The organism is Pseudoalteromonas sp. SR43-5 (assembly GCF_014163835.1).
Taxonomy (GTDB): domain Bacteria; phylum Pseudomonadota; class Gammaproteobacteria; order Enterobacterales; family Alteromonadaceae; genus Pseudoalteromonas; species Pseudoalteromonas distincta.
Genome location: NZ_JACJEA010000004.1, coordinates 55737 through 80937, shown reverse-complemented (window position 1 = coordinate 80937; position 25201 = coordinate 55737). Strand labels below are relative to the sequence as shown.

General features: G+C 39.3%; 24 protein-coding genes. 14 read left to right on the top strand and 10 right to left on the bottom strand.

The genetic code is table 11. From position 1 onward, the window contains the following. Nucleotides 1-55 precede the first annotated feature (55 nt). Nucleotides 56-2398, top strand: coding sequence for a penicillin-binding protein 1B (gene mrcB / locus H5090_RS03675; RefSeq protein WP_024596271.1), 2343 nt, complete (start codon nucleotides 56-58; stop codon nucleotides 2396-2398). Nucleotides 2399-2612: 214 nt separating this feature from the next. Here the strand turns inward: mrcB and H5090_RS03670 are convergent, their stop codons facing one another. From H5090_RS03670 to H5090_RS03650, 5 genes are all read right to left on the bottom strand, one after another. Continuing rightward, the gene (locus tag H5090_RS03670; RefSeq protein ID WP_182695058.1) at nucleotides 2613-4454 is read right to left on the bottom strand and encodes a methyl-accepting chemotaxis protein; all 1842 of its coding nucleotides are present in this window, start codon (nucleotides 4452-4454) and stop codon (nucleotides 2613-2615) included. Between the two features lie 179 nt (nucleotides 4455-4633). Beyond that, nucleotides 4634-5914: a glutamate-1-semialdehyde 2,1-aminomutase gene (gene hemL, locus H5090_RS03665; protein ID WP_024596268.1), complete on the bottom strand. Its 1281-nt coding sequence runs from the start codon at nucleotides 5912-5914 to the stop codon at nucleotides 4634-4636. Between the two features lie 33 nt (nucleotides 5915-5947). Continuing rightward, nucleotides 5948-6964, bottom strand: coding sequence for an aspartate carbamoyltransferase (locus tag H5090_RS03660; protein WP_002958914.1), 1017 nt, complete (start codon nucleotides 6962-6964; stop codon nucleotides 5948-5950). A gap of 114 nt (nucleotides 6965-7078) precedes the next feature. Further along, nucleotides 7079-7513, bottom strand: coding sequence for a CopD family protein (locus H5090_RS03655; protein ID WP_002958913.1), 435 nt, complete (start codon nucleotides 7511-7513; stop codon nucleotides 7079-7081). Between the two features lie 14 nt (nucleotides 7514-7527). Further along, nucleotides 7528-9210 (bottom strand): chloride channel protein, encoded by a 1683-nt coding sequence (locus H5090_RS03650; protein ID WP_002958912.1) that lies wholly within the window; start codon nucleotides 9208-9210, stop codon nucleotides 7528-7530. Nucleotides 9211-9531: 321 nt separating this feature from the next. On the opposite strand from H5090_RS03650, the gene erpA reads away from it, so the two are divergent. Next, nucleotides 9532-9870, top strand: a complete 339-nt coding sequence (gene erpA, locus H5090_RS03645; protein ID WP_002958911.1) for an iron-sulfur cluster insertion protein ErpA — start codon at nucleotides 9532-9534, stop codon at nucleotides 9868-9870. 49 nt (nucleotides 9871-9919) lie between these two features. On the opposite strand, the gene H5090_RS03640 is transcribed toward erpA, so the two are convergent. Next, a complete protein-coding gene (locus H5090_RS03640; RefSeq protein WP_024596569.1) occupies nucleotides 9920-10108 on the bottom strand; it encodes a hypothetical protein in 189 nt (62 codons plus the stop codon). A 446-nt stretch (nucleotides 10109-10554) separates the two neighbouring features. On the opposite strand from H5090_RS03640, the gene H5090_RS03635 reads away from it, so the two are divergent. Beyond that, the gene (locus H5090_RS03635; protein WP_002958908.1) at nucleotides 10555-10794 is read left to right on the top strand and encodes a helix-turn-helix domain-containing protein; all 240 of its coding nucleotides are present in this window, start codon (nucleotides 10555-10557) and stop codon (nucleotides 10792-10794) included. A gap of 70 nt (nucleotides 10795-10864) precedes the next feature. Here H5090_RS03635 and H5090_RS03630 read toward each other — a convergent pair whose 3' ends face one another. From H5090_RS03630 to H5090_RS03615, 4 genes are read right to left on the bottom strand one after another with little or no spacing between them, the layout of a single operon-like run. Further along, on the bottom strand, nucleotides 10865-12244 hold the full coding sequence (locus H5090_RS03630; RefSeq protein ID WP_002958907.1) for an AmpG family muropeptide MFS transporter: 1380 nt from the start codon (nucleotides 12242-12244) through the stop codon (nucleotides 10865-10867). A 49-nt stretch (nucleotides 12245-12293) separates the two neighbouring features. After that, nucleotides 12294-12914, bottom strand: coding sequence for a peptidylprolyl isomerase (locus tag H5090_RS03625; protein WP_182695057.1), 621 nt, complete (start codon nucleotides 12912-12914; stop codon nucleotides 12294-12296). A gap of 2 nt (nucleotides 12915-12916) precedes the next feature. Beyond that, nucleotides 12917-13477, bottom strand: coding sequence for a YajG family lipoprotein (locus tag H5090_RS03620; RefSeq protein WP_182695056.1), 561 nt, complete (start codon nucleotides 13475-13477; stop codon nucleotides 12917-12919). After that, the gene (locus tag H5090_RS03615; protein ID WP_024604970.1) at nucleotides 13478-14620 is read right to left on the bottom strand and encodes a methyltransferase; all 1143 of its coding nucleotides are present in this window, start codon (nucleotides 14618-14620) and stop codon (nucleotides 13478-13480) included. It abuts the gene before it with no gap. Between the two features lie 42 nt (nucleotides 14621-14662). On the opposite strand from H5090_RS03615, the gene H5090_RS03610 reads away from it, so the two are divergent. The 11 genes from H5090_RS03610 (at nucleotide 14663) to nqrM (ending at nucleotide 24832) form a co-directional block, all read left to right on the top strand. Next, nucleotides 14663-15274: an alpha-ketoglutarate-dependent dioxygenase AlkB gene (locus H5090_RS03610; protein WP_024596565.1), complete on the top strand. Its 612-nt coding sequence runs from the start codon at nucleotides 14663-14665 to the stop codon at nucleotides 15272-15274. A 61-nt stretch (nucleotides 15275-15335) separates the two neighbouring features. After that, nucleotides 15336-15647, top strand: coding sequence for a BolA family transcriptional regulator (locus H5090_RS03605; RefSeq protein WP_024596564.1), 312 nt, complete (start codon nucleotides 15336-15338; stop codon nucleotides 15645-15647). 113 nt (nucleotides 15648-15760) lie between these two features. After that, on the top strand, nucleotides 15761-16954 hold the full coding sequence (fabV, locus tag H5090_RS03600; protein WP_182695055.1) for an enoyl-ACP reductase FabV: 1194 nt from the start codon (nucleotides 15761-15763) through the stop codon (nucleotides 16952-16954). A 628-nt stretch (nucleotides 16955-17582) separates the two neighbouring features. Then, nucleotides 17583-18926 (top strand): Na(+)-translocating NADH-quinone reductase subunit A, encoded by a 1344-nt coding sequence (locus tag H5090_RS03595; RefSeq protein WP_024596562.1) that lies wholly within the window; start codon nucleotides 17583-17585, stop codon nucleotides 18924-18926. 4 nt (nucleotides 18927-18930) lie between these two features. Next, complete coding sequence (locus tag H5090_RS03590) at nucleotides 18931-20133, top strand: NADH:ubiquinone reductase (Na(+)-transporting) subunit B (RefSeq protein ID WP_002958899.1); 1203 nt, start codon at nucleotides 18931-18933, stop codon at nucleotides 20131-20133. Beyond that, nucleotides 20126-20878, top strand: coding sequence for a Na(+)-translocating NADH-quinone reductase subunit C (locus H5090_RS03585; protein ID WP_002958898.1), 753 nt, complete (start codon nucleotides 20126-20128; stop codon nucleotides 20876-20878). Before H5090_RS03590 ends, H5090_RS03585 begins: the two co-directional genes overlap by 8 nt. Further along, nucleotides 20878-21510, top strand: a complete 633-nt coding sequence (locus tag H5090_RS03580; RefSeq protein ID WP_002958897.1) for an NADH:ubiquinone reductase (Na(+)-transporting) subunit D — start codon at nucleotides 20878-20880, stop codon at nucleotides 21508-21510. Before H5090_RS03585 ends, H5090_RS03580 begins: the two co-directional genes overlap by 1 nt. Before the next feature lie 10 nt (nucleotides 21511-21520). Then, nucleotides 21521-22129: an NADH:ubiquinone reductase (Na(+)-transporting) subunit E gene (nqrE, locus tag H5090_RS03575; protein ID WP_002958896.1), complete on the top strand. Its 609-nt coding sequence runs from the start codon at nucleotides 21521-21523 to the stop codon at nucleotides 22127-22129. A gap of 18 nt (nucleotides 22130-22147) precedes the next feature. After that, on the top strand, nucleotides 22148-23377 hold the full coding sequence (gene nqrF, locus H5090_RS03570; protein ID WP_002958895.1) for an NADH:ubiquinone reductase (Na(+)-transporting) subunit F: 1230 nt from the start codon (nucleotides 22148-22150) through the stop codon (nucleotides 23375-23377). A gap of 109 nt (nucleotides 23378-23486) precedes the next feature. Next, complete coding sequence (locus H5090_RS03565; RefSeq protein WP_182695054.1) at nucleotides 23487-24518, top strand: FAD:protein FMN transferase; 1032 nt, start codon at nucleotides 23487-23489, stop codon at nucleotides 24516-24518. Between the two features lie 101 nt (nucleotides 24519-24619). Beyond that, nucleotides 24620-24832 carry a (Na+)-NQR maturation NqrM gene (gene nqrM / locus H5090_RS03560; RefSeq protein WP_007376137.1) on the top strand — a complete coding sequence of 71 codons (213 nt, stop codon included), beginning with the start codon at nucleotides 24620-24622 and terminating at the stop codon, nucleotides 24830-24832. Nucleotides 24833-25201 lie beyond the last annotated feature (369 nt).

The window sequence follows — 25201 nt, the reverse complement described above, 5'->3', positions numbered from 1 at the left end:
GCCCAATATGCTAAGCTCACACTCGTGAATAACCCTTGGAATAAATTACACTTAAATGGCCGACAATAAAAAAACACCTACCAGCAAACCTGCAGCTAAACGTGCTAGTAAATCGTCAAGCACGACAAAAAAAAGCACATCAAAGGGCAGTAAAAAAACAGTGAATCCCACTGTTAAACGCTCTTTTATGAGAAAAACATGGTCAGTGTTTTGGAAATTCAGCTTGGCTGTTTTTATTGCAATGGCAATGTATTTCATTTATTTAGATTCAAAAACTACACGTATATTTGAAGGTAATAAATGGCAACTTCCAGCGCAAGTGTATGCTCGTTCTATGGAGTTCTATCCGGGGCAATTTTTATCAAGCCAAGAAGTTGTGTTTGAGTTAGAGCGTCTACATTATTCATCTGTTAATAGATTAAGCAGAACAGGGCAGTTTGTTAAAACAGCAGATAGCATCAAGATTTATCGCCGTGATTTTGAATTTTATGATGGCCTTGAAGAATCACATATTATTGAACTTCGTTTTGCAGGGCAAAAAGTTGCGACTATTAAAGATAAGTTCGGCAGGCGTTTAAACTCTGCTCGCCTAGAACCTGTGCAAATAGCGCGAATTGGCAACGACTCTAAACAAGATAGAGAATTTGTACCGCTAGATAAGTTCCCAGCCATGCTTAAAGATACGCTACTGGTAGTTGAAGACCGTGATTTTTATGATCACCATGGTGTGTCGGTGTTTTCTATTTTACGTGCGCTTTATTCAAATATTAAAGCGGGACGCACCGTTCAAGGTGGCAGTACGCTTACTCAGCAATTAGCTAAAAATATTTACCTCACGCGTGAGCGTTCTTTAGTACGAAAAATAAATGAGGCCTTTATTGCCCTTATTTTAGATTATCGCTATTCAAAAGATCAGATATTAGAAGCTTACTTAAATGAGGTATACCTAGGGCAGTCATACAACCAAGGTATCCATGGTATGGGGCTTGCTTCTGACTTTTACTTTTCAAAGCCTGTAGACGAGCTTGAGTACGATCAAATTGCTCTGCTGGTGGCAATGGTTAAAGGCCCATCTTATTACAACCCACGTCGTTATAAAGAGCGCACAATGGAGCGCAGGGACTTAGTGCTGCGTCTAATGGTCGAAAATAAGTTACTTAGCACAAAAGAGTACCGTGCATCGCTTAATCGCCCAATTGATATTGCGCCAATGAAAGCCAGTTTACAAAAATCATACCCAGGCTATTTAGAGCTAGTAAACAGAGAGTTAAATGAATTATTACCTGATCAGCAAACACTTGATGCAGGCGTAAGAGTATTTACTTATTTTGACTTGCAAAAGCAAACAGCAATGGAAGAGTCGATTGAAAAGAGTTTACCGTACTTGGAAAATCGCCCTAGAACTGAAAAACTAGAAGCAGCCATGATCTCTGTTAATGTAGAAAAAGGCGGTGTTTCTGCACTTATTGCTGGTCGCGATGTTCGATATTCAGGATTTAACCGTGTTTTAGACACAAAACGTAATATAGGCTCGCTTGTAAAACCTGCCGTGTATTTAACCGCACTGCAATTGCCACATTATAATTTAGCTACTTTGCTTGATGACTCGCCAGTACAGGTCACAAATGAGCAAGGTAAAGTGTGGCAACCAGAAAATTTTGACCACCAATACCGTGGTGCAATTCCACTTTATAAAGCATTTAGTAACAGTATAAATATCCCAGCGGTTAATTTAGGCCTCGATGTAGGTGTTGATAAAGTAGTAAATACATTGAAAGGTTTAGGCGCAACAGGGGCGATAGACGAATACCCATCGCTGCTTTTAGGGGCTGTTGAAATGTCGAGTTTTGAAGTGGCTCAGCTTTATACAACAATTGCTGCAGATGGCGAATATAAAAAGCTCACTGCAATTTCGGCATTAACTGACTCTGTTGGTAAAGTACTTTATAAGCATAAAGTAAATGCAGAGCCTCGTTTTGATAAATCTGCAATGTATATGACCAAATACGCAATGAAACGCGTAACGAAAGATGGCACTGCTAAACGCTTAAATTTACACTTTCCGTCAATCCAGCTCGCTGGTAAAACAGGGACCAGCAACGATTTACGTGATAGTTGGTTTGCAGGCTTTGATCAAAATACAGTGACTGTTGCGTGGCTTGGTCGAGATGACAACAAAAGCACTGGTTTAACAGGTAGCGTAGGCGCATTAGAAGCATATATTCGTTACTTAAAACCACTTAACCCACAAGCAATAGCTGATACGCGTCCACCATCAATACGCTGGGCATTTGTAAATGAACAAACGGGTAAGCAGGCACCACCAGGATGTGGCAAGGTGATTCAGCTACCGCTTAGGGCGAGTGAGTTCGAGCCTAGGCCGCAATGCATACGTTAATTTAAGATTACTTTAAACAACAAAGCCGCTTATTTAGCGGCTTTGTTGTAAGTTGTAGTTAACGTAATAATACTTAATCAATTTGAGGGGTTAAATCTGACGTTAACTACGTTAAAAATTTGTGATATAGAACAACTAAATAACGAAATTTTTGCCTTGTTATCGACACGATTTTCTTCCCTTAAAATAGATCACTTAATTAAGCGAATTGGTATTAAGATTTAAAAAACTGCATTGATTTGGTTAAATCATTAGATAAGCGACTTAATTGCTGTGCATCTTGTAGCGTTGATTGAGCCGATGTTAGCGTTTGATCTGCTAAATTACTCACTTCTTGCGAATCATTTAATGCTTGTGTTGTTGCATTTGATTGCTGTTTAACACGCTCTGCAATTACTTCACCTTGATGTTTAATATCGCCCATACTTTGCTCTGCACTTTGCAATACTTCATTGGTTTGATTGGCTGCTTTTACTGATTGCTCCATTTTTTCAACACTTGAGCGCATTTTTTGCTGAGTGTCGTCAGATGCTTGTTGTAAAGAGCTAATAATTTGATGTATTTCTTGGGTTTGTGTTTGTGTACGCTGAGCAAGTGTTCTTACCTCATCAGCTACAACGGCAAATCCACGGCCATGCTCGCCGGCTCGCGCGGCTTCAATAGCGGCATTAAGTGCAAGCAAGTTTGTTTGATCGGCTATTTCACTGATCCCTTTACTTACTTTGCTAATTTCTTGGCTATCTTGTGCTAGTTTATCGAGCGCTTGTTGGCTCTCTGCAAATTCAATTTGGAGGTCTTGCATATATTTAGCAAGCTCCATTGTATTATCTGAACCTTGTTTCACATGAACTGCAGCATTTTGTGCGGTAAGCGTAGCTTGATGCGCTGACTCTTCAACTGCAAGTGCGTTTTGAGCCATATCGCTTAGTGCATTATAAATGGCATTGACTCGAATTTGCTGTTTTGAAACATCATTGCTTGTTTCGCTACTCGCATGTGATAGCGATTTAGTTGCGTCGCATAGCTCTTCTGTACTTGCTTTAACATCAAATAATAAATGTGAAAATGCATTAAGTAATGCATTGTAGCGCGATGCAATAATTCCCATTTCATCATTAGTGCTCGAATCGATAGTGGCATTTAAGTCGCCATTCGCGGCTCTATTAGCGGCATCAGCAAAGCGATTAATGGTATCAACAACTGCAAAATAAAAACCAATCATCAAATAAAATGCAAATAGCAAACTGATCAATGAAGCAGCTAAAACAAGATTTCGTGTCCACTGTTGAGTTTGTAGTTTTGCCTCAATAAGGCTCTCAAGGGTTGGAATGCTCTTACTAACAAGTTGATTAATACTGCTGTGAACATTGTTTGTTAGTTTAGTAAATTCTGATTGAGTTAATAGAATATCGTCTGGCTCAAGTAGTTTTTCATCTATCGCGTTTTTAAATGCACCCACAGCACTGTGTAAACTAGTTAAAGGAGGCATGAGCGCTTTGTTTACTGATTTATCTGCATTGGTGGCTACATTGAGTATTTTATCGAGTTGTTTTTCGTATAAAGGAAGTGACTTACTAAAATTTGAAAGTGCTATAAACGTATCGGGCGTAAAACGGTTACTAGCTAAAACAGTATTAGCGCTTTGCGCTGTTGAGTTTATTTGCATTATAAGTGCAGGAATTGGCGTGACTAAAGAGCGGTTTACATAAGCGCTTGCTAACTGACTGTCTAAGGCTAGATTTGATTGAATAGAAACAAGTTCAAGTACTTCATTTGCTTGTGTGTCTTTTATGTCAAAGCCGAGTGAGCGAGCTATTTTTATATTTTGATTCGTATCTCCCTGCATTTGATTTGAAAGTATAGCTCTGTAGCCTTTTAAGCCTTGCTGTTGTATTTTTGAAACAGTAATACTTTCACTTAATAACGAGACTAAAAAAAACAAACTAAGTGATAGAGGAACGAGTAAAATTCCAAACATTAAGCTGATTTTAGTTTTGTATTTTAAGTTTGCCATTAGCTGGATAGCGGGAAAAGAAAATTGGCGTAATCCTGACATAAGGCTCTCTTGTAATTTTTGTAATAGAGTAAAGGTGAATAGACCTTGTTATGCTTAATTATCATTCATTTATAGTACACTACAAATAAAAAAAGCCCTTTCGGGCTTTTTTCAATCTTTAGTCTTAATTACATACTTAAAAACAAGTGGTTACAAATGTATAAATAGTAATTATTAGCTTAAAGTTTAGCAAACGAGCGTTCTGCTGCCGCTATTGTGTCTTTTACTTCTTGTTCAGTATGCGCAGCACATACAAAACCAGCCTCAAATGCTGATGGAGCAAGGTACACGCCTTCTTCAAGCATAAGGTGGAAAAAACGTTTGAAGCGCTCTAGGTCACACTCAGTTGCTTGCTTGTATGTCGTTACTTTTTCAGCATCAGTAAAAAAGAATCCATACATGCCGCCCGCATAGTTAGTTGTTAGCGCAACACCGGCTTTTTTAGCACCAGCTTCAAAGCCTTCACAAATTGCTTTTGAAATAGCTTCTAACTTATCGTGAAGGCCAGGCTCACTTAATAGCTCAAGTGATTTTAAACCTGCAGCCATTGCAATAGGGTTACCAGAAAGAGTACCAGCTTGGTAAACTGGTCCTACAGGCGCAATGTAATCCATTATTTCAGTTTTACCACCAAACGCGCCAACTGGCATGCCGCCGCCAATTACTTTACCTAAACACGTAAGATCTGGTTTAATGTTGTAATAAGCTTGTGCACCGCCAAGTGCAACACGAAAGCCTGTCATTACTTCATCAAAAATAAGTACTGATTTATATTCGTCACACACATCACGCAAACCTTCTAAAAAGCCAGGCACTGGTGGAATACAGTTCATGTTACCGGCTACTGGCTCTACAATAATACAGGCAATTTCGTCTGCGTATTTTGCAAAAATAGCTTTTACTTCATCTAGGTTATTAAACGAAACTGTAAGTGTATGCTTAGCAAAGTCTTCAGGAATACCTGGAGAATTAGGTACACCCATTGTTAGTGCACCAGAGCCTGCCTTAACTAATAACGAGTCAGCGTGACCGTGGTAACAACCTTCAAATTTTAATATTTTATCGCGACCGGTAAAGCCACGTGCTAAACGAATTGCACTCATTGTCGCTTCAGTGCCTGAGCTAACCATGCGTACTTTTTCGATTGATGGAACTAGCTCTTTTACTTTTTCAGCCATTAATATTTCGGCTTCAGTTGGTGCGCCATAGCTAAGGCCATTTTCTACAGCTTCGTGTACAGCTTGTTTAATTGCAGGGTGATTATGGCCCATGATCATAGGCCCCCAAGAGCCAACATAATCAATGTAACGATTACCGTCGGCATCAAATGTAAACGCGCCTTCTGCTTTTGTAATGAATAGTGGCGTACCGCCTACACCATTAAAAGCACGAACTGGTGAGTTTACGCCACCAGGAATAGAAGCTTGGGCGCGTTCAAATAAGTCTTGGCTAATTGTCATGAAAAATCCTATAAATTGTCACTTAAAAGGGGGTTAGCTGTCGCGTTTGCGGCTAAACCAAGGTACGTCTACTTCATACTTATCGACTTTGTTTTCTACGCCGAGTGTTAAAGCAAACAGTGCCATACGAATTAATACGCCATTTTGTACCTGGCGGAATATTGCTAAATTGTCGTTACTGTTTAAGTCGTTATCAAGCTCGTTGGCTTCTAAGCGACTATCACGTGGAAGAGGATGCATTAATACAGAGTTAGGCTTACAGTGAGCGCTGTAGATAGATTGGCTAATCCTAAAGCCGCCACGGTATTTATTTGCTTCTTCTTGCGAAGGAAAACGCTCTTCTTGAATACGTGTTTGGTAAACAATATCGGCTGCTAAATTGCCTTCCATCTTATTTACTAGCTCAATTTTATGGCCGGCATTTTCTACTGCATCTAAAATGCTTGTTGGCATTTGTAAGCCGTCAGGCGCGACCATCGAAAACTTTACATTTTTATAATGGCACAATAGTTTAGATAAAGAATGCACTGTGCGGCCATACTTTAAATCGCCCACAAGCGCTATATGCATACCATCAATATTTTGACCAAAACGATGTAATTCGCGCTCAATGGTTAATAAGTCAAGTAATGCTTGAGTAGGGTGCTCATTTGGGCCGTCGCCGCCATTAATAACCGGCACAGTACAGCCGTCAGCAAATTCACTTACTGAGCCTGCATCAGGATGGCGCATAGCAACAGCGTCAGCATAAGCTGAAATAACGCGGGCGGTATCGTAAAGAGACTCACCCTTAGCAAGGGCTGAACTTTGCATACCTGTAGTTTCACGTACACCACCGCCAAGTAAGTTAAAGGCGGTGCCAAAGCTAACTCGTGTACGAGTGCTTGGTTCAAAAAACAAATTAGCTAAAATAGCGCCTTCTAGCACCGTAGTTTGCTTTTGCTTTTTAGCATAAGGCTCCATTTTTTTTGCTACTGCAAAAATACGTTCAATGCAGTCTCTGTCTAGCTGATTTACAGACAGTATATGCTCACCTTGGAAACTTAACATGGGGTTATTCCTAATCAATCAAATGGGCGCGATAATCCATAAATGGAGCACGCAATCGCGCGTGTTAAAGCAAGTATTGTAAATTGCAGCGAAGTTTAACATGCGCCGCAAAGCTTATAAATTAGGTTTTATTACCGCAAGTGCCACTATGATGAGCAACGCAATAACTGGGAGCTCATTAAAAATACGGTAAAAGCGGTCTGTCTTAGTGTTGCGGTCATGTTTAAAGTCATTTAATAACTTAAAACAGTAGCCGTGGTATATATATAATATGATTACCAGCACTAGCTTATAGTGCAACCACATACTGTATCTAAACCAATCACGACCATATTCAACAATGGTTAATACACCAAACACAGCGGTTAATACAGCAAATGGGGTAACGAAATAAAGTAGTCTGCGCTCCATAACTTTTAACATAGAGTTGCATGATCTTTCCTCGCTCATAGCGTGATATACAAATAATCGAGGCAAGTAAAAAATACCGGCAAACCACGCAATCATAAAAAATATGTGGAGTGTTTTATAAATCAATAATGCGCTCATAATAGTCCTATTTTTTAAAGTAAGCTGTTACGAATGGTTAAAATATGATGAATTTGATCCCAGCGTAATAGCCCCATAATTTGTTGATTATCTAAAAGGTTATAAACGTAAAGCGCGCCACTTCTTTTATCTTTTAGGATATCGAAAGCATCGGCTAGGGTGGCCTGACTACTGATGCCCTGCAAGCTAATATAATTTATATTTATTGTTTCATTAGACATTAGCGTTAAATCGTATTCAGCGAGACGATAGCCATTTTCTTCGTCAAAAACAATTAACGGAGTTTGGCTATCCATGGCATCTAATGTGCTTTTTATTTGCACTTTGTCGTCTGAATAAAGCAATTTAAAGTCTTCATCCATATCATCCATTATCCCCACTTTTTGTAATGCTTCGGTAGCGGGAGATACATGGTACGGTAATCCCTGAAAATCTAGTTGCTGCAAAAATATGGAGCGATTTCCAAAAAACTGTAATGCTGTTACATAGGCCGTGGTGATCACAAGCATAGCTGGAACAATTATTTCAGGTGACGATGTAAGCTCCATGACCGTTGTTAAAGCAGCTAGTGGTGCATGCAATGTGGCGGCCATTAATCCGGCCATACCTAAAACTCCATAAGTACCCGCTATATCAGTGCCAGGACTAATAAACTGAGCAAAAAAAGCCATTAGAGTGCCAATTAATACGCCAAGCCCAATTACCGGACCAATTAAACCACCAGGTATACCCAAACCGATAGCAAACAATGTAGCAAGTAGTTTAGCGATTAAAATAGTTGTGAGTAGCTTCACGTCATCAGGAGATTCAACCGCGATAGTTATTGCGCTCATACCAGAGCCCATAGCATGAGGCACTGCGTAAGCTATTAAGCTGGCAATGCATCCTGCAATTAATAAACGAGGGAACATACTTAAAGGTTTAAATGTTTTAATAATTAGCATTAAGTTTTGATTAAAGCTAAATGCAATAGCACCCAGCGCCATACCGCATAATATTAAATAAGGGTAATGCCAACCACTCAATGGCGCTATGGTAATGAGTGCAAGCTCTGAGCCTTCACCAAAAACAAACTGTGTTGCCAGTGCGCCAGTAACAGCGGCAAGCATGATAGGTACAAATATATGTACTTTATATTCACGAAGTACCACTTCCATTACAAAAATAACGGCTGCAAGTGGAGTATTAAACGACGCGGCTATGCCTGCAGCTACTCCACAACCACTTAGAGTACGCATGGCATTATGCGGTAAATGTAGCTTATCTGCCAAAATACTCGCCCCCGTTGCGCCCATATGCACGGAAGGACCTTCTCGGCCAACTGAAAAACCGCTAATGAGAGCAAGTGCGCCACCAACAAATTGATTAACCGTATTGTATAAAGGCATTTGCCCGTAGTGACGTTTAATTCTGTGTATAACAAAGGGGATACCCAAGCGGTAATGTTTAAACCCAGTAAAGGCAGCAAACGTGGCTATTAGTAATGCAGCAACTAAAGGCATTAGTACACGTTCAAGTGTTGGTAGGGTAGTAAAGTCGTCAGGTGTTTCTAAAAATAAGCTTTGGAAAAACAGAATGGTTAAGCGAAATAAAATAATAAAAAATGCAGCAATTAATCCGGCAACTACGCCTAATAAGCATAATTGTACAGATGTTTTAGGTTTTGCCAGCCGACGCCTGAGTTGCTCAAGCCACATGCATAATTCCTCGCTGTATTTTTCAGCAGCATTTTAGCAAAAGAGTTTAGCTAAGTCCTTGTGATTTTGAAATTTTCGTAACTTATATTAACAATTTGCAGTGAAGATTAAGACCTATTGCCTATAACTAAAATATTTAATGAGTTTATAGCGTATAAAGGTCGCTTTTAGTTTGCTTAAGTATTATTTTAGCTAGTTAATGTTTGGCCACTTTTTTACTAATTTATAGATATAACTTAGAGGAAAGAGTTGTTTTACTATACTTGATTAAAACACTCGGGTATTAGATAATCACGCCATTGCGATATTGAGGGTTTTAAAATGTCTGAAGAATTACCAATTAAGTTCAGCGATGCGGCTGCTGTTCGTGTTAAACAGTTAATCGACGAAGAAGAAAACCCAGACTTAAAACTGCGTGTTTATGTAACAGGCGGTGGTTGTTCTGGTTTTCAATATGGTTTTACTTTTGATGAAAAAGCGAATCCTGGCGATTTAGAAATTGTAAAAAATGGTGTAACACTCGTTATTGATCCAATGAGCATTCAATATTTGGTTGATGGTGAGGTTGATTACACTGAAGGGTTAGAAGGCGCACGCTTTTTTGTATCTAATCCAAATGCGACAACAACCTGTGGTTGTGGTGCAAGCTTTAGCGTTTAACAGCCAAACGCTAAATAGAATAAAGCCGCTTTTGCGGCTTTTTTAATGCCTATAAATCAGTTGGTGCGTATTCGGTAATTTGCATTATCAATACAAAAAAGCCGAGTACAAAGGCTGAAAACGCTAAAATATACATAAAGCCTTTTTTACCTTGTTTAATTGGTACGCCGTTGTGGCGCAAAAAAAAGTACCAACCTAAACACAACACGATAGGTAATAAAAAAAGAAGTCTGAACATTACTTGGCCTTTTTAGTGCAAATTATTGCTTAATAATAAACGTGTAACATTAAAAAGGAACAAATATGTTATAAATATTTTTAAGCTGTTTTATGAAGGTAATATTATTTTTTTAATATTTTCTGATAACTTAGGTCAAATATTCAGTGTTTATAAATGTTCGTTCAGGTTGATTTTGTACCGAGTATGTAATTAATTATTTAACCAAAGTGTTAATAGTATATAATGTATCCAAGAATGAGACGGGCAAAATTTCATTCTCAATAAAAACAAATCTTTACCATATTATTAGCGTAGTTTTTAGCTGTGTTGGTGGAGTGAGTAGCAACACATGCTTTATTAAGCAATAGCTTGCTATTGAAAGTATGACTGCTTACCTGCCTACGGCTATTGATGGAAACTACTGCTTTAATGGGTACGTCAAATCATCTAGTAGGAGATGTAAAATGATGGGCAAAACAGTTTCTTCTGAAGAAAATGCAAAGCTAACAAAGTGGCTTAAAACTAAGCGCCATGAAAAGGGTCATACAATGCGAAGCCTAGCACAAGTGCTTGGAACGCCTCATTCATTTATCGGCAAGATTGAAAATCAAGAACGCCGTTTAGATGTCATTGAGTTTGTTCGCTATTGTACAGCTCTAGAAGTTGATCCACATGAAGCACTTAGCTTGCTAAAAGTAGATTAACTCAATAATTGCTTAGTACACTTTAAAGGGCACTTGATAGTGCTAAGCAATATGTTAATGCAGGGATGCATTAAATATTTTTGTGGTAATTCTTCTCAAGCTCATACAACTTATGCCTAATCAGATATAAAAATATCAACGAAGGTAAAACCATTAAGGCTGTTAAAATAAAGAACAGCGACCAATTTCCCATTAACCAATCATCAATTACTACACCACTGTAGCTTGAAAGCAATGTTCGTCCTAAATTCCCTAATGACGCCAGTAATGCATAGTGCGTTGCACTAAATGCTCTATCGCATAACATCGATATAAAGGCCACCATAGCGACCAACGACCACGCTTGCGTAAAGCCATCAATAACAATAGCAAAGGCATACAGCCTTAGGTCAGGGCCAACTAAAGCAATCCACGAGAAGGCTAAGTTTGAAGCAGCCATTGCAATACCACTTACAAATAAACCCTTAACAATGCCATATTTTTGATTAAATAAACTGCCAACAAAGGTAAATATGATTGTAAGTACCGCTGTACCTACCTTCGAAAATGTAGCTATATCGCTATTACTAAAACCAATTTCTTTATAAAACACAATCGACATGCGCCCTAAAAACGCTTCGCCTATTTTAAATAAGAAAATAAACGCAAGTAATGCTAGTGCTGTTTTAACGCCATTTTTAGTAAAAAAAGCTCTAAAGGGATCAATAACGGTTACCGCAAGCCACGCAACAGTTTTTGTTAAAGGAGTTTGTTTTGTAGAGGACAGTTTTTCAAGGTACACACGCTCAAGTTCAGCATGTACTGCTTCGCGGTTAGTTTCGGGCTCTTTTGCAAACAGTGCTCCACTCATTAACAGCAGCATTACGGCAGCTAAAAAGTAATAAATTTGTGGCCAGTCGAGCGAGGGTATATCGGCCATGTAAAATGGAATGGCGCCTAAAAGTGCATAACCTGTCCACCAACCCGAAGTTGCCATTGCGGCTGCAGCGGTTGCTTTGTGTGATTCGCTTTCGCTTAGGGTGTCTATTCTAAAGGCATCAATAGCAATGTCTTGAGTAGCTGAAGCAATGGCGATTAATAAACAAATCGCAGCAACAATTGCCAAATTAGCTTTTAAATCAAGCCCTGCTAATAGCAAGGTGCCAATAAAAATAAAACTTTGGCAAAATAGTATCCAACTGCGACGTTGGCCTAGCCATTTATATAAAATAGGAAGTTTTGTACGGTCAATGAGTGGCGACCACAAAAAGTTTATGCTGTAAGCGCCAAATACAATGCCAAATAGGCCAATCATACTGCGACTTAGCCCTTCATCTTTTAGCCAAGCAGACATAACAGAGCCAATTAAAACCCACGGAAAACCGCTACTCATACCAAATATGAAAATGTGGATTAAGCGTTTGTCTTTAAAGTAAGAAAAATATTCGCTAATAGAGAGAGATTTGCTCATAGGGCCTTCATTGGCTTTGATGCAGAGCAGCTAAGCTGCTCTTAAAAAATTATAGTGGGACTTGTTCAAGCACTTTAATATTTAAGATGACAACAGGTTTTTTAGGTACGAAATCGTAGCCAATTTTTTCATTAAAACCGGTTTCAACAGTCATAATTTTATCAAGCGTGTCGTAACCATCCATTACGCTACCAAATACTGCAAAGCCCCAATCTTTCCCTGGATTTAAGTGATCGTTATTATCCATATTAAAAAAGAATTGGCGAGTTCCTGAGTGCGGTTGTCTATCTTGATAGGCCATAGCAATGCTATACATATCGTTTTTTAAACCGTTACCGCTTTCATTAAAAATAGGGTCATTTTCATGTAGGCCATCATAGTCTTTATCGTAACCGCCACCTTGAATAACAAAGTCGCGATCATTTTCTACATCGCGCTCAATACGGTGAAAAACGCTGCCTTGATAACTTTTGTCTGACACGTAAGTTAAAAAATTATTGACTGTGATGGGCGCTTTAGAGCGATCCAGCTCAACCACGATGCTACCCATTGACGTTACAATTTCTACGCGTGGAAAAATGTTGTCCTTTTGCACAAAGCGGCCTTCTTGGGCTGCTAAGCTACTTACACTAAAGAATAGGCCTAAGCAGATTAAAAAAAGTCGTCTCATAGTTAACCTTCTAAAAATTCTATTAATTCAGGGTCAGATACAATGCGGGTAATAACTTGCTCAGTCAACTTATTGAGCTGACCTTCTATTTTTGCTCGCTCATGACTAAATGGGCCTTCTAAATCAGCACTGCCTCTATACACTTTACTAAAGTTACTTGAGGCGCGAATAACACGCACGCCAAGTTCTATGTGGGCTTCGCTGGTATGGCTCACTAGCTTTTCGGTTACAACAGCTTGCAATGCATGAATATCTACTTCAAAGCGAACAGTTGCTAAGTTAGAAATACTGGCTCCATTGCGGCTAAGGGCGCTGTCTAACACACTTTTAATAGAGCTGGTAATGCCTTGGCTTGCAAAGGTTTTAGTTTTGTCTGACTCAATAAGTTTAAGTGTTGATGTATCGCCACGTAAATCAATTACACTAGTACTTAAGCTACTATTTATAGTGCTAATTTGACCATTTTTATAAACAGGGTTAAGTATTACTTGGCTAGGCTGATTCGCGCAGCCAGCAAGTATCAGTAATACACAACACCCAATTATAATGTTTGTTAATTTCATTTATAGCATTCCACTATTTTTTGTTGCACTTAAAACGACAAACTTTTTGTTTGAACCTAGCAACTTACAGTTGCCAAACATACGGTTTAATTTATCATGATAATCTAAATGACGATTACCAATAATACGCAGCTCGCCGCCTTCTTTTAAAGTATCTTTTGCTTGTTTAAACATTTGCCAAGCAATATGGTCGGTAACGGCCTGAGCTTGGTGAAATGGAGGGTTACAAAGCACCATATCTACACTGTCTCTTTCAAAGCCTGTTAAACAGTCGTTTTCGATGAACTCGCAGTTATCAAACTTATCGCCTAGGTTAATTTCTACATTTAACCGAGCCGACTCTACTGCCATGTAAGACTCATCAACAAAAGTAACTGATGCATTAGGGCAACGAGCAAGCGTCATTAATCCAACAACTCCGTTACCACAGCCTAAATCAATAATGCTTTTAGCTTTTGGTGTTTCTGGTAAGTAGTTAAAAAAGAAGCGTGCACCAATATCTAACGAATCACGCGAAAACACATTTGCATGGTTTGTTATATTAAACTCAGTACCTTCAAGCTCCCACGTTACAGGGAAATCTGCTGCTTTATATCCGCCTTTAGCTGTACTTAATATAAGGCGGGATTTTTTAACTGCTAGGCTAGTTTTTGTTTCACCAATAAATTGCTCAAATGATTTTATTGTTGAGTTATGAATTTCTTTTGTTTTACCTGCAGCAATTACTGGCGTACCAGGTGCAAGGACTTCACTGAGCTCACTTAACTGAAACTGTAAAAAACCTACATTACGAGGGATTTTAATAAGTACTAAATCAACATCCTGCGGTAATGCAGACAAACTATCTAATTGTGTGAAATCTGCTGTAGGCAGTTTGTTTTCTTGTAAGTTATAAGCCGCAGCTTGGTGGCTAATATAAGAATCGTTAACTGAACAAACCGTTAACTTATTAAAATAACAAGCAAGTGCACCAAAGCTATCGTTTAAAATAAGCAATGAGCGACAATCAGGGTGATGTTCGTTAACATAATTGATAAGGTACTCATCTGCCGAATCCCACGCTTGTAAGCTGCGGTTTTTTTGATCCAAAGGAAAGCGTTCAAGAGTAAAGGTTTTATCGCCTAGCTGGGCTTGCGTCGTCATAATGGTTCGTTGATCAGTAATCTAATGTAGGTAAATTCTAACATGCAACGGCAAAACGCCAACCCCCAACAGTTACCAAATGGCTTTTCTTATCAAAGTAGGGCACTTAGTGCACAAAAAAGCCTCGATCTATTTTATTATTTGCAAAAAAACCTACGTTGGCAGCAACCCGATGTAACTGTTTATGGTAAAACGGGGCCTATTCCACGGCTACAATGCTTCATGAGCGATTTAAATATTGAATACGGCTATTCAAGTAGTAAGCAAATAGTAGAGCCATGGGATGAATTGTTACTTAATATGAGAAGGCGTTTAGAGGCGCACTTAAATCAGCCTCTAAACTCATTACTCGTTAATTATTACCGAGATGGTAATGATACGATGGGCTGGCACAGTGATGATGAAATAGAGCTTGGTGATAAACCAACAATTGTGTGTGTCTCGCTAGGAGCTGATCGGGTTCTAAAGTTAAAGCACAAGGCGAGCAATAAAGTAACCGACTTAAAATTACAAAGTGGCAGCTGTTTAATAATGAATGGACATAGCCAGCGAGATTATCAACATGCAATACCTAAACAAACAACGCTTGCACATCCTCGAATAAGTTTAACTTACCGATTTATTAAGGACATTAAACAAAAGCAATTTAGTTAGCCAAGCGCTGCGTTAAATTGTTATAGTAAGTGTATAAATTAGCTAATTAAAACGGTCTTTTATGTCAATGCAGCAACAGATCCAAGAAAAAATAAGCAACGCTATTGCGTGTAAACATTTAAACGTAATTAACGAAAGCCATATGCACAGTGCGGGCACTGAATCACACTTTAAAGTAATAGTGGTTAGCGAAGGTTTTACAGGTAAACGTTTATTGCAGCGCCATCGTGAAATTAATGAAATTCTAAAAGATGAATTAGCAAATCATATTCATGCACTCGCAATTCATACATATACACCCGATGAGTATACAGAGCAGGGCGGCGAGGCACCTGATTCACCTAATTGTATGGGCGGCTCTAAATTAGCTTAAATAATTAATAGCGATTTGATTGTTACACTTGTGGTTAACTGATCAGATCAGTGTTTTTAGTATTAGCCTTTAAACTAGCGCTAATTTTTATTGTAAAAGATATAGGATGATCAATGGTCATTAAGCCTAAAATTCGTGGATTTATCTGCACAAACGCACATCCAGCTGGTTGTGCAGAGCATGTTCAAGAACAAATTAACTATGTAAAACAACAAGGCGCATTAAAAAATGCACCAAAAAATGTATTAGTTATTGGCGCATCAACAGGCTACGGCTTGGCTTCGCGCATTACAGCAGCGTTTGGTGGTGGTGCTAAAACATTAGGTATTTTCTTTGAAAAAGAAGGTACAGAACGCAAAACAGGCTCTGCTGGTTGGTACAATACCGCTGCTTTTCAAGATGCAGCAGACGAAGCAGGCCTTTGGTCTAAAAATATTAATGGCGATGCGTTTTCTAACGAAATTAAACAAAAAGCAATCGACACTATTAAAGCAGATTTGGGCAAAGTAGATTGTATTATTTACAGCTTAGCGTCTCCTCGTCGTACAGACCCAAATACGGGCGAAGTTTACTCATCTACGCTTAAGCCAATTGGAAATGCCGTTACTACTAAAAACTTAAATACATCAAAGCGTGAAATTGATGAAATTACTGTTGAAGCTGCAAACCAAGACGATATCGACAACACCATTAAAGTAATGGGCGGTGAAGATTGGGAAATGTGGATTGACGCATTAAAAGAAGCGGATGTATTAGCCGATAACTTTAAAACGACTGCGTACACTTATATTGGTAAAGAGCTAACATGGCCAATATACGGACACGCTACTATTGGTAAGGCTAAAGAAGATTTAGACCGTGCAACCGCTGCTATTAAAAAATCAACAAAAGATTTAAATGGTGAGGCATATGTTTCATCACTTAATGCTGTGGTAACGCAAGCAAGTTCTGCTATTCCTATTATGCCGTTATATATCTCTGCTTTATTTAAAGTTATGAAAGCAGATGGCACATACGAAGGCACTATTGAGCAAATTCACGCTTTATTTAGTGAAAACTTGTATGGTGAATCTCCTCGCTTTGACGACGGTGGACATTTATTCCAAAACTACAAAGAGCTAGAAGACGATGTACAAGCTCGCGTGCAAGCTGTTTGGGATAAAGTAGATACGAGCAGCATTGATGAGCTAACAGATTATGTTGGTTACCATAATGAGTTTTTACGCTTATTTGGTTTTGGTATAGATAGTGTTGACTACGATCAAGATGTAGATTCAGTTAAGCCAATTGCCAATATGATTGACTAACAGAACTTAGGGCCTGTTTATCTTTCGAGGTTAAATTTGCAGCAGCCTGTTTGGTATTTAGGCAAGACAGAGCCTATGTAGTGTGGTTATTCCCCATAAATGGGCGATGACGTGGAATAAATGCCAAACATGCGCTGCCCAAAGGGTTCTGCCTAGGGGCTATTTACTCTTTGTTGCTTGGTTTTTACTTAGCCCACTAGGTTACAAACCTCACGCCGCGATTAAATAGCCCCTAGATTGAACAAATTTTAATCCTGAAAGGTCAACTGGCCCTAGTTATAAAAGCCGCTATCGCGGCTTTTTTTGTATTATGCGATTTGTTGAATTTACGATGAAATCAGGAATGATAATTGCTTAGGCTACCACTTTGGTCTAGCTTGATTTTTATTTAATTCACTTAACAAAACTAAATAAGTGTTTCTGTCGTATAATTTTCATAAATACACTCGCATAGTCATCTAAAATGATGTTAAAATCTCGACAATATGTGATGAGTTTTACTACGTTGCTTGTTTGATATCTCTAGCAAGCTGCTCTTTTGTACCTTGATATAACTTGGAATAACTCAAATGGCGACGTGGTTGATACGATTTTTCAGTTTCTTTCCTTTAATGTAATGCAAGTGCGTATGATCAACATAAAAAAAGGTCTGGATTTACCCTTAGAGGGCGCGCCACAGCAAGTTATACATGACGGTTCTGCTGTCAAACGTGTAGCTGTGCTTGGCGAAGAGTTTATCGGTATGCGTCCAACCATGCATGTTCGTGTGGATGACCAAGTCAAAAAAGGCCAGGTACTTTTTGAAGATAAAAAGAACCCAGGCGTCCTATTTACTGCTCCAGCTTCTGGTACAGTAAAAGAAATAAATCGTGGTGCTAAACGTGTGCTGCAATCTGTTGTTATTGAAGTAGCAGGCAGTGAGCAAATCACCTTTGACTCTTTCAAAGCAGACGAGCTTCCGAGCTTAGAGCGCGAAAAAGCCAAAGAAGTACTTATCCAGTCTGGTCAATGGACAGCACTTCGTGTTCGCCCATTCAGCAAAGTAGCGGCTGTGGATGCAAATCCTAGTTCTATTTTTGTGACCGCAATCGACACAAACCCATTAGCTGCAGATCCTGCAGTAATTATTGCAGAAAATGCGCAAGCATTTGAAGCGGGTCTTGCAGTTGTTTCGCGTTTGACCGATGGCAAAGTATTTGTGTGTAAAAAAGCAGGCAGCCAAGTTCCTAGCTCATCTATAGCTCAAGTAGAAGTACATGAGTTTGGTGGTGTGCATCCGGCTGGCCTCGTTGGCACTCATATCCATCATCTTGATGCAGTTTCTGTTAGCAAACAAGTTTGGCATATTGGTTACCAAGACGTTATTGCGTATGGTCACTTATTCCTTACTGGTGAAATTTACACAAATCGTGTTATTTCGCTTGCAGGTCCTCGCGTTAAAAACCCACGTTTAGTGAAAACACAATTAGGTGCTTCATTGGATGATTTAGTGGCTGGTGAGTTAGAAGACGGAGATAACCGCGTTATTTCTGGTTCTGTTCTATCGGGTTCTATTTCAAACGGTGTTCATGCATTCTTAGGTCGTTACCACGTTCAAGTATCTGTTTTACTTGAAGGTCGCGAAAAAGAATTGTTTGGCTGGATTGCACCAGGTAGTGATAAATTCTCTGTAACGCGTACATTCCTTTCTCACCTTGCACCAAGTCGTTTATTTAAAATGACAACGTCAACAGGTGGTTCAAAACGTGCCATGGTACCAATTGGTAGCTACGAGCGCGTAATGCCGTTAGATATTTTGCCTACTCTATTATTACGTGACTTAATTGCACGTGATTTAGACAGTGCAATTTCATTGGGCGCGCTTGAACTTGATGAAGAAGATTTAGCGTTATGTACCTTCGTTTGTCCAGGCAAATACGAGTATGGTTCTATCCTACGCGATTGCTTAACTACGATCGAGAAGGAAGGCTAGAGAGATGGGTTTAAAAAAATATCTAGAAGATATCGAGCCGAATTTTGAAGCCGGTGGTAAATATGAAAAGTTTTATGCACTGTATGAAGCAGCTGCAACTATTTTTTATACACCAGGCTACGTAAATAAAGGCGCGACACACGTACGCGATAACATCGACCTAAAACGTATGATGATTTTAGTGTGGATGGCGACGTTCCCAGCTATGTTTTTTGGTATGTTCAATATCGGTCATCAGGCCGCTGGTGCTTTAGCACAAGGTTTTGAACTAGCAAACACGTGGCAAGTTGGTTTGTTCCAGTTATTCGGTGGTGAGTTAACCGCTGACGCAGGCTGGGGCGCTAAGATGTTCTATGGAGCATGTTTCTTCTTACCTATCTACGCTGTAACATTTGCAGTAGGTGGTTTCTGGGAAGTTATATTTGCTTCAGTGCGTAAGCATGAAATTAACGAAGGTTTCTTCGTTACTTCTGTATTATTCGCACTTATTTTGCCAGCAACTATTCCTTTATGGCAAGTTGCGTTAGGTATTACGTTTGGTGTAGTAATCGCTAAAGAAATCTTTGGTGGTACTGGCCGTAACTTCTTAAACCCTGCTTTAGCCGGTCGTGCATTTTTATTCTTTGCATACCCAGCTCAAATCTCAGGTGACACAGTATGGACAGCAGTAGATTCTTTCTCTGGTGCAACTATGCTAGGCCAAGCATTTGCTGGCACACTTGACTTTGCAAACATGGAATTATGGTGGAATGCGTTTTATGGTTTCATTCAAGGTTCTGTAGGTGAAACATCTACACTTGCATTATTAGTAGGTGGTTTGTTCTTAATTTACGTTCGTATCGCTTCTTGGCGCATCGTACTAGGTGTATTCCTAGGTATGGTAGCAACTGCATTTTTATTAAATGCTGTTGGCTCAGAAACTAACCCTGTATTTGCAATGCCTTGGTATTGGCATTTCGTACTTGGTGGCTTTGCGTTTGGCATGTTCTTTATGGCTACTGACCCTGTATCAGCTGCATTTACTGACAAAGGTAAATTAGCATATGGTCTACTAATTGGCTTTATGGTGGTTATGATACGTGTTGTGAATCCTGCTTTCCCAGAAGGCATGATGCTAGCAATCTTATTTGCTAACTTGTTCGCTCCACTGTTCGATCACTTTGTAGTGCAGGCTAATATTAAGCGGAGGTTGGCACGTAATGTCTAGTAATAACGAATCAATCGGCAAAACGTTATCAGTTGTTGTAGCACTATGTTTAGTGTGTGCAATCATTGTATCGTTTGCTTCTGTACAGCTTCGTCCTTTACAGCAAGCTAATAAAAACAAAGATATTCAAAGCAATATCTTAGCTGCTGCGGGCATCGACAAAGTTGAAAATGTTCTTGAAACATTTGATGCAAAAATCGAAGCGCGCGTTGTAAACATGACTACAGGTGAGTTTGTAGATACAGACCCAACAATCTTTGACTTTGAAAAAAGCAAATATGATGCAGCGCTAAGTGTTTCTCTTCAAGAGAAAGGCGTTAAAGATATTGCTGGTATTCAACGTGTGACTAAAGAGTCACCGGTGTATATCTCTAAAAAAGAAGATGGCTCAGTTGATGCAATCATTCTTCCTATCCAAGGCTACGGCTTATGGGGCTTGATGTACGGTTTTATCTCGCTTGAAAGCGATGGTGAAACAGTTAAGGGCATTATTTTTTACAAGCATAATGAAACCCCAGGTCTTGGTGGCGAAATCCAAAATCCACAGTGGACTGCTACATGGGAAGGTAAAGAACTTCCAATTCAAATTGTTAAAGGTACTGCGGGCAATGATGAGCATAAGATCGATGGTCTTTCAGGTGCTACATTAACGTCTAACGGTGTTGATCATGCAGTTGACTTTTGGACTGGCGAAAATGGCTTTGGCCCTTTCCTTGCGAAAGTACGTAAAGGAGCATTGAAATAATGGCTGATACTAAAGAAATGAAGGCGGTCCTATTTGGCCCGGTTTTAGCTAACAACCCAATCGCACTACAAGTACTTGGTATTTGTTCTGCGCTAGCGGTAACGTCTAGCTTAAAAAATGCGTTAATTATGTCAATCGCATTGACACTTGTAACTGCGTTTTCGAGCTTCTTTATCTCGCTTATTCGTAACCAGATCCCATCATCTGTACGTATCATCGTACAAATGACAATTATCGCATCATTGGTAATCGTTGTTGACCAAGTATTACAGGCATTTTCTTATGCTACTGCAAAAGAGCTTTCTGTATTCGTTGGTCTAATCATTACTAACTGTATCGTAATGGGTCGTGCTGAAGCATACGCGATGAAGTCGCCACCACTTATGTCATTCCTTGACGGTATTGGTAACGGCTTAGGTTACTCTGTAGTACTACTTACTGTTGGTTTCATTCGTGAGCTATTTGGTAAGGGTTCACTATTCGGTGTTGATATTATCCCATTAGTACAAGATGGCGGTTGGTATCAGCCTATGGGTCTATTGATCTTACCACCGAGTGCATTCTTCATCATTGGTTTATTCATATGGGTACTGCGTACTTATAAGAAAGACCAAGTAGAAGCTAAAGCGTAAGGGGCAAATAGTGGAACATTATATTAGTTTATTTGTAAAAGCCGTTTTTATTGAGAACTTAGCGTTGTCATTCTTCTTAGGCATGTGTACTTTTTTAGCGGTATCTAAAAAAGTAACTACATCAATTGGCCTAGGCATAGCGGTTATAGTTGTATTGGGTATTTCTGTGCCTGTAAACAACTTGGTTTATCATGCGGTACTTGCACCTGGTTCACTAACTTGGTTAGGTTACCCAGATGCAGATCTTAGCTTTTTACGTTTCTTAACTTTCATTGGTGTTATTGCAGCACTTGTGCAAATTCTTGAAATGGCATTAGATAAGTTTTTCCCTGCACTATACAACGCGTTAGGTATCTTCTTACCACTTATCACAGTTAACTGTGCAATATTTGGTGCGGTATCATTCATGGTTGAGCGTAACTATAACTTCGGCGAGTCTGTTGTTTATGGTATTGGCGCTGGTGTTGGTTGGGCACTTGCAATTACATTACTTGCAGGTATCCGTGAGAAACTGAAATACTCAGACGTACCTGACGGCTTACGTGGTTTAGGTATTACCTTCATCACTGTTGGTTTAATGGGACTTGGCTTTATGTCATTCTCTGGTATTTCACTGTAAAGGTAGCGAGGATAAATCATGGATTATCAGATTTTCTTAGGCGTTGGTGTTTTTATCGCTATCGTTGTACTACTGGTTTTAGTCATCATTGGTGCTAAATCTCAGTTAGTTGCAAGTGGCGATATTATCATCGGCATTAATGGCGACCCAGATAAAGCCATTAAAACATCTGCAGGTAGTAAGCTTTTAGGCGCACTATCTGAGTCAGGTATATTTGTATCATCTGCTTGTGGTGGCGGTGGCTCTTGTGGTCAGTGTCGTGTACACATTAAAGAAGGTGGTGGTGATATTCTGCCAACTGAGCTTGATCACATATCTAAAGGTGAAGCCCGTGAAGGCTGTCGTTTAGCGTGTCAGGTAAATGTTAAAAATGACATGGAAATTGAACTTGAAGAGTCAATTTTTGGTGTTAAGAAGTGGGATTGTGAAGTTATCTCTAATGATAACAAAGCAACGTTCATCAAAGAACTTAAGCTGCAAATTCCAGATGGCGAGTCAGTGCCGTTTCGTGCGGGTGGTTACATCCAAATCGAAGCTCCACCTCACCATGTTAAATATGCAGATTTCGATGTTCCTGAAGAGTATCGTGGCGACTGGAACCATTTTGGTTTCTTCGATCTGGAGTCAAAAGTAGACGAAGAAACAATTCGTGCTTACTCAATGGCTAACTACCCAGAAGAAGAAGGCATCATTATGCTTAACGTGCGTATTGCTGCTCCACCTCCAAGAAACCTTAGCTTGCCATGTGGTAAAATGTCTTCGTACATTTGGTCACTTAAAGAAGGCGACAAGGTAACTATTTCGGGCCCATTTGGTGAGTTCTTTGCTAAAGACACTGACGCAGAAATGGTATTTGTTGGTGGTGGTGCTGGTATGGCGCCAATGCGTTCTCATATCTTTGACCAACTTAAACGTTTGAACTCTAAACGTAAGATGAGTTTTTGGTATGGTGCACGTTCTGAGCGTGAAATGTTCTACGTAGAAGATTTTGACGGCCTAGCCGCTGAAAATCCTAACTTCGTATGGCATACAGCACTTTCAGATCCACAGCCTGAAGATAACTGGGAAGGCTATACTGGCTTTATCCATAACGTGTTATTTGAGAACTATCTTAAAGATCACGAAGCGCCTGAAGATTGTGAGTACTACATGTGTGGTCCTCCAATGATGAATGCGGCAGTTATTACTATGCTTAAAGATTTAGGTGTTGAAGACGAAAATATCTTACTAGATGACTTCGGTGGCTAACACTAATACCAAAACAGTTTAGTTTTGGTTAAAATACCAGCCTCGTAGCACTTGTGTTACGAGGCTTTTTTTATTCTTTAATTTTATCAATCTATTAAGTAGAGCTGTTATGAATCGAGTAAGTACTTCACAGGGCATAATGGCCTTTTTACTAATTACACTGACTGTATTATTGTCTGGTTGTGGTGAAAAGCCAGAGTTAAAAGAAACCTTTTTAGAAGGTAAGACTATGGGTACCACTTATCATATTAAATATTATGATGAGCAAGCCCAGCTATCGGCTTCACAACTACAGCTGCAAATAGACGCTGTTTTAAAAGATGTGAACCAATCTATGTCTACTTACATAGCAGACTCTGAAATAAATACATTTAACAGATTACCTGCAAATCAAGTCATGCCAATTAGCGAAGATTTTAGGGCTGTTATAAGCGAGTCTATTCGCTTGGGTGAATCAACTAAAACACTCGACGTAACAATGGGGCCTTTAATTGATTTATGGGGCTTTGGGCCTGATAAAAAACCAACTAATCGCCCAAGTGATGAAGAGCTTGCAAGTATGGTTGAAAAAATAGGCATTGATAAACTTATCTTAAATGAGCAAGGACTGGCTAAAACAGTTAATGGACTGGAGCTTTCTTTTTCGGCAACAGCTAAGGGCTATGGTATTGATAAAGTTGCCCAGTTATTAGAAAGCCACGACATTACTAATTACATGGTTGAGATTGGTGGTGAGCTGCGTATAGCAGGTGAAAAGCCAAATAATCAGGATTGGAAAATCGCGATTGAGCAACCAGATGCGCAACCTGGAGAGCGTAAGGTACACCGTGTCTTATCGCCAGGTACAAGTGGTATAGCGACATCGGGTGATTACCGTATTTTTTATAAAATGGATGGCGAGATCTATACCCACTTAATTGATCCAGCAACAGGTATGCCTATTAAGCACGACTTAGTGTCGGTAACTGTGCTTCATCCAAGCGCTATGACGGCAGATGGTTTAGCGACGGCACTTACTGTAATGGGGATGCAAAAAGCGCAAGCTTATGCTGAACAACATGATTTACCGGTTTATTTAATAGGTAAATCAAAAGAGGGTTTAGTTACCTACTCAAGCCCAGCATTTAAGCCTTATTTATAGTATGGTGCTGACTTGTTTATTTCCGTGTTATTTGGGTATATAATAGCAGTCGCTCAAAAATATTTGAGTTTAATTTATTGCTGATCAATAGGGGCTAAGCAATGTCACTTTTTCTTCTTACTTTTGGCTTACTAATTTTGATAGTTTCGGCTATGGCCGTTGGTATGATCGTGCAAAAAAAATCTATGGCAAGCAGCTGTGGTGGTTTAGGTTCGGTTGGTATTGATAAAGCCTGTGATTGCGATGATCCATGTGATAAACGCAAAAACCGTTTAGCAAAAGAGCAAGCCTGGAAAGAAAACCAAATTATTTAAGCCTGTCTTAAATATTAAAAAGCGCTTTATAGCGCTTTTTTTGTGCCTGTAAAACGCCTTCGCATCATAGCTTCCAAAGCAATCCAACCTAAATGTATTAGACAAAGGTATATAGTTTAGTTTTTTTCACCTATTAGGTTTATTTTTCTCGTTTGTCAAATTGGAGCTAACACTCTAAAGTTTAACCATAGACAAAGAGCAAGGCTCTCGTCATAAGCTTGAGGCATAAGTTAGCCTCGCTTAAAAGAATCTTTATATTGTGTGTGAAGATGTTGTCAGTGTGAAAGGCAACTCAAGTTTGGTGGTGACTGAGTTTGAGTTGTTTTTATTCCCTACAATTGCCACGCAGTGTAAGCCAAGAATCTTTAT

Bases quoted from the DNA above. Each gene is read 5' to 3' on its own strand.
- mrcB (WP_024596271.1), top strand. From the start codon at position 56: ATGGCCGACAATAAAAAAACACCTACCAGCAAACCTGCAGCTAAACGT.
- H5090_RS03670 (WP_182695058.1), bottom strand. From the start codon at position 4,454: ATGTCAGGATTACGCCAATTTTCTTTTCCCGCTATCCAGCTAATGGCA.
- hemL (WP_024596268.1), bottom strand. From the start codon at position 5,914: ATGACAATTAGCCAAGACTTATTTGAACGCGCCCAAGCTTCTATTCCT.
- H5090_RS03660 (WP_002958914.1), bottom strand. From the start codon at position 6,964: ATGTTAAGTTTCCAAGGTGAGCATATACTGTCTGTAAATCAGCTAGAC.
- H5090_RS03655 (WP_002958913.1), bottom strand. From the start codon at position 7,513: ATGAGCGCATTATTGATTTATAAAACACTCCACATATTTTTTATGATT.
- H5090_RS03650 (WP_002958912.1), bottom strand. From the start codon at position 9,210: ATGTGGCTTGAGCAACTCAGGCGTCGGCTGGCAAAACCTAAAACATCT.
- erpA (WP_002958911.1), top strand. From the start codon at position 9,532: ATGTCTGAAGAATTACCAATTAAGTTCAGCGATGCGGCTGCTGTTCGT.
- H5090_RS03640 (WP_024596569.1), bottom strand. From the start codon at position 10,108: ATGTTCAGACTTCTTTTTTTATTACCTATCGTGTTGTGTTTAGGTTGG.
- H5090_RS03635 (WP_002958908.1), top strand. From the start codon at position 10,555: ATGATGGGCAAAACAGTTTCTTCTGAAGAAAATGCAAAGCTAACAAAG.
- H5090_RS03630 (WP_002958907.1), bottom strand. From the start codon at position 12,244: ATGAGCAAATCTCTCTCTATTAGCGAATATTTTTCTTACTTTAAAGAC.
- H5090_RS03625 (WP_182695057.1), bottom strand. From the start codon at position 12,914: ATGAGACGACTTTTTTTAATCTGCTTAGGCCTATTCTTTAGTGTAAGT.
- H5090_RS03620 (WP_182695056.1), bottom strand. From the start codon at position 13,477: ATGAAATTAACAAACATTATAATTGGGTGTTGTGTATTACTGATACTT.
- H5090_RS03615 (WP_024604970.1), bottom strand. From the start codon at position 14,620: ATGACGACGCAAGCCCAGCTAGGCGATAAAACCTTTACTCTTGAACGC.
- H5090_RS03610 (WP_024596565.1), top strand. From the start codon at position 14,663: ATGCAACGGCAAAACGCCAACCCCCAACAGTTACCAAATGGCTTTTCT.
- H5090_RS03605 (WP_024596564.1), top strand. From the start codon at position 15,336: ATGTCAATGCAGCAACAGATCCAAGAAAAAATAAGCAACGCTATTGCG.
- fabV (WP_182695055.1), top strand. From the start codon at position 15,761: ATGGTCATTAAGCCTAAAATTCGTGGATTTATCTGCACAAACGCACAT.
- H5090_RS03595 (WP_024596562.1), top strand. From the start codon at position 17,583: ATGATCAACATAAAAAAAGGTCTGGATTTACCCTTAGAGGGCGCGCCA.
- H5090_RS03590 (WP_002958899.1), top strand. From the start codon at position 18,931: ATGGGTTTAAAAAAATATCTAGAAGATATCGAGCCGAATTTTGAAGCC.
- H5090_RS03585 (WP_002958898.1), top strand. From the start codon at position 20,126: ATGTCTAGTAATAACGAATCAATCGGCAAAACGTTATCAGTTGTTGTA.
- H5090_RS03580 (WP_002958897.1), top strand. From the start codon at position 20,878: ATGGCTGATACTAAAGAAATGAAGGCGGTCCTATTTGGCCCGGTTTTA.
- nqrF (WP_002958895.1), top strand. From the start codon at position 22,148: ATGGATTATCAGATTTTCTTAGGCGTTGGTGTTTTTATCGCTATCGTT.
- H5090_RS03565 (WP_182695054.1), top strand. From the start codon at position 23,487: ATGAATCGAGTAAGTACTTCACAGGGCATAATGGCCTTTTTACTAATT.
- nqrM (WP_007376137.1), top strand. From the start codon at position 24,620: ATGTCACTTTTTCTTCTTACTTTTGGCTTACTAATTTTGATAGTTTCG.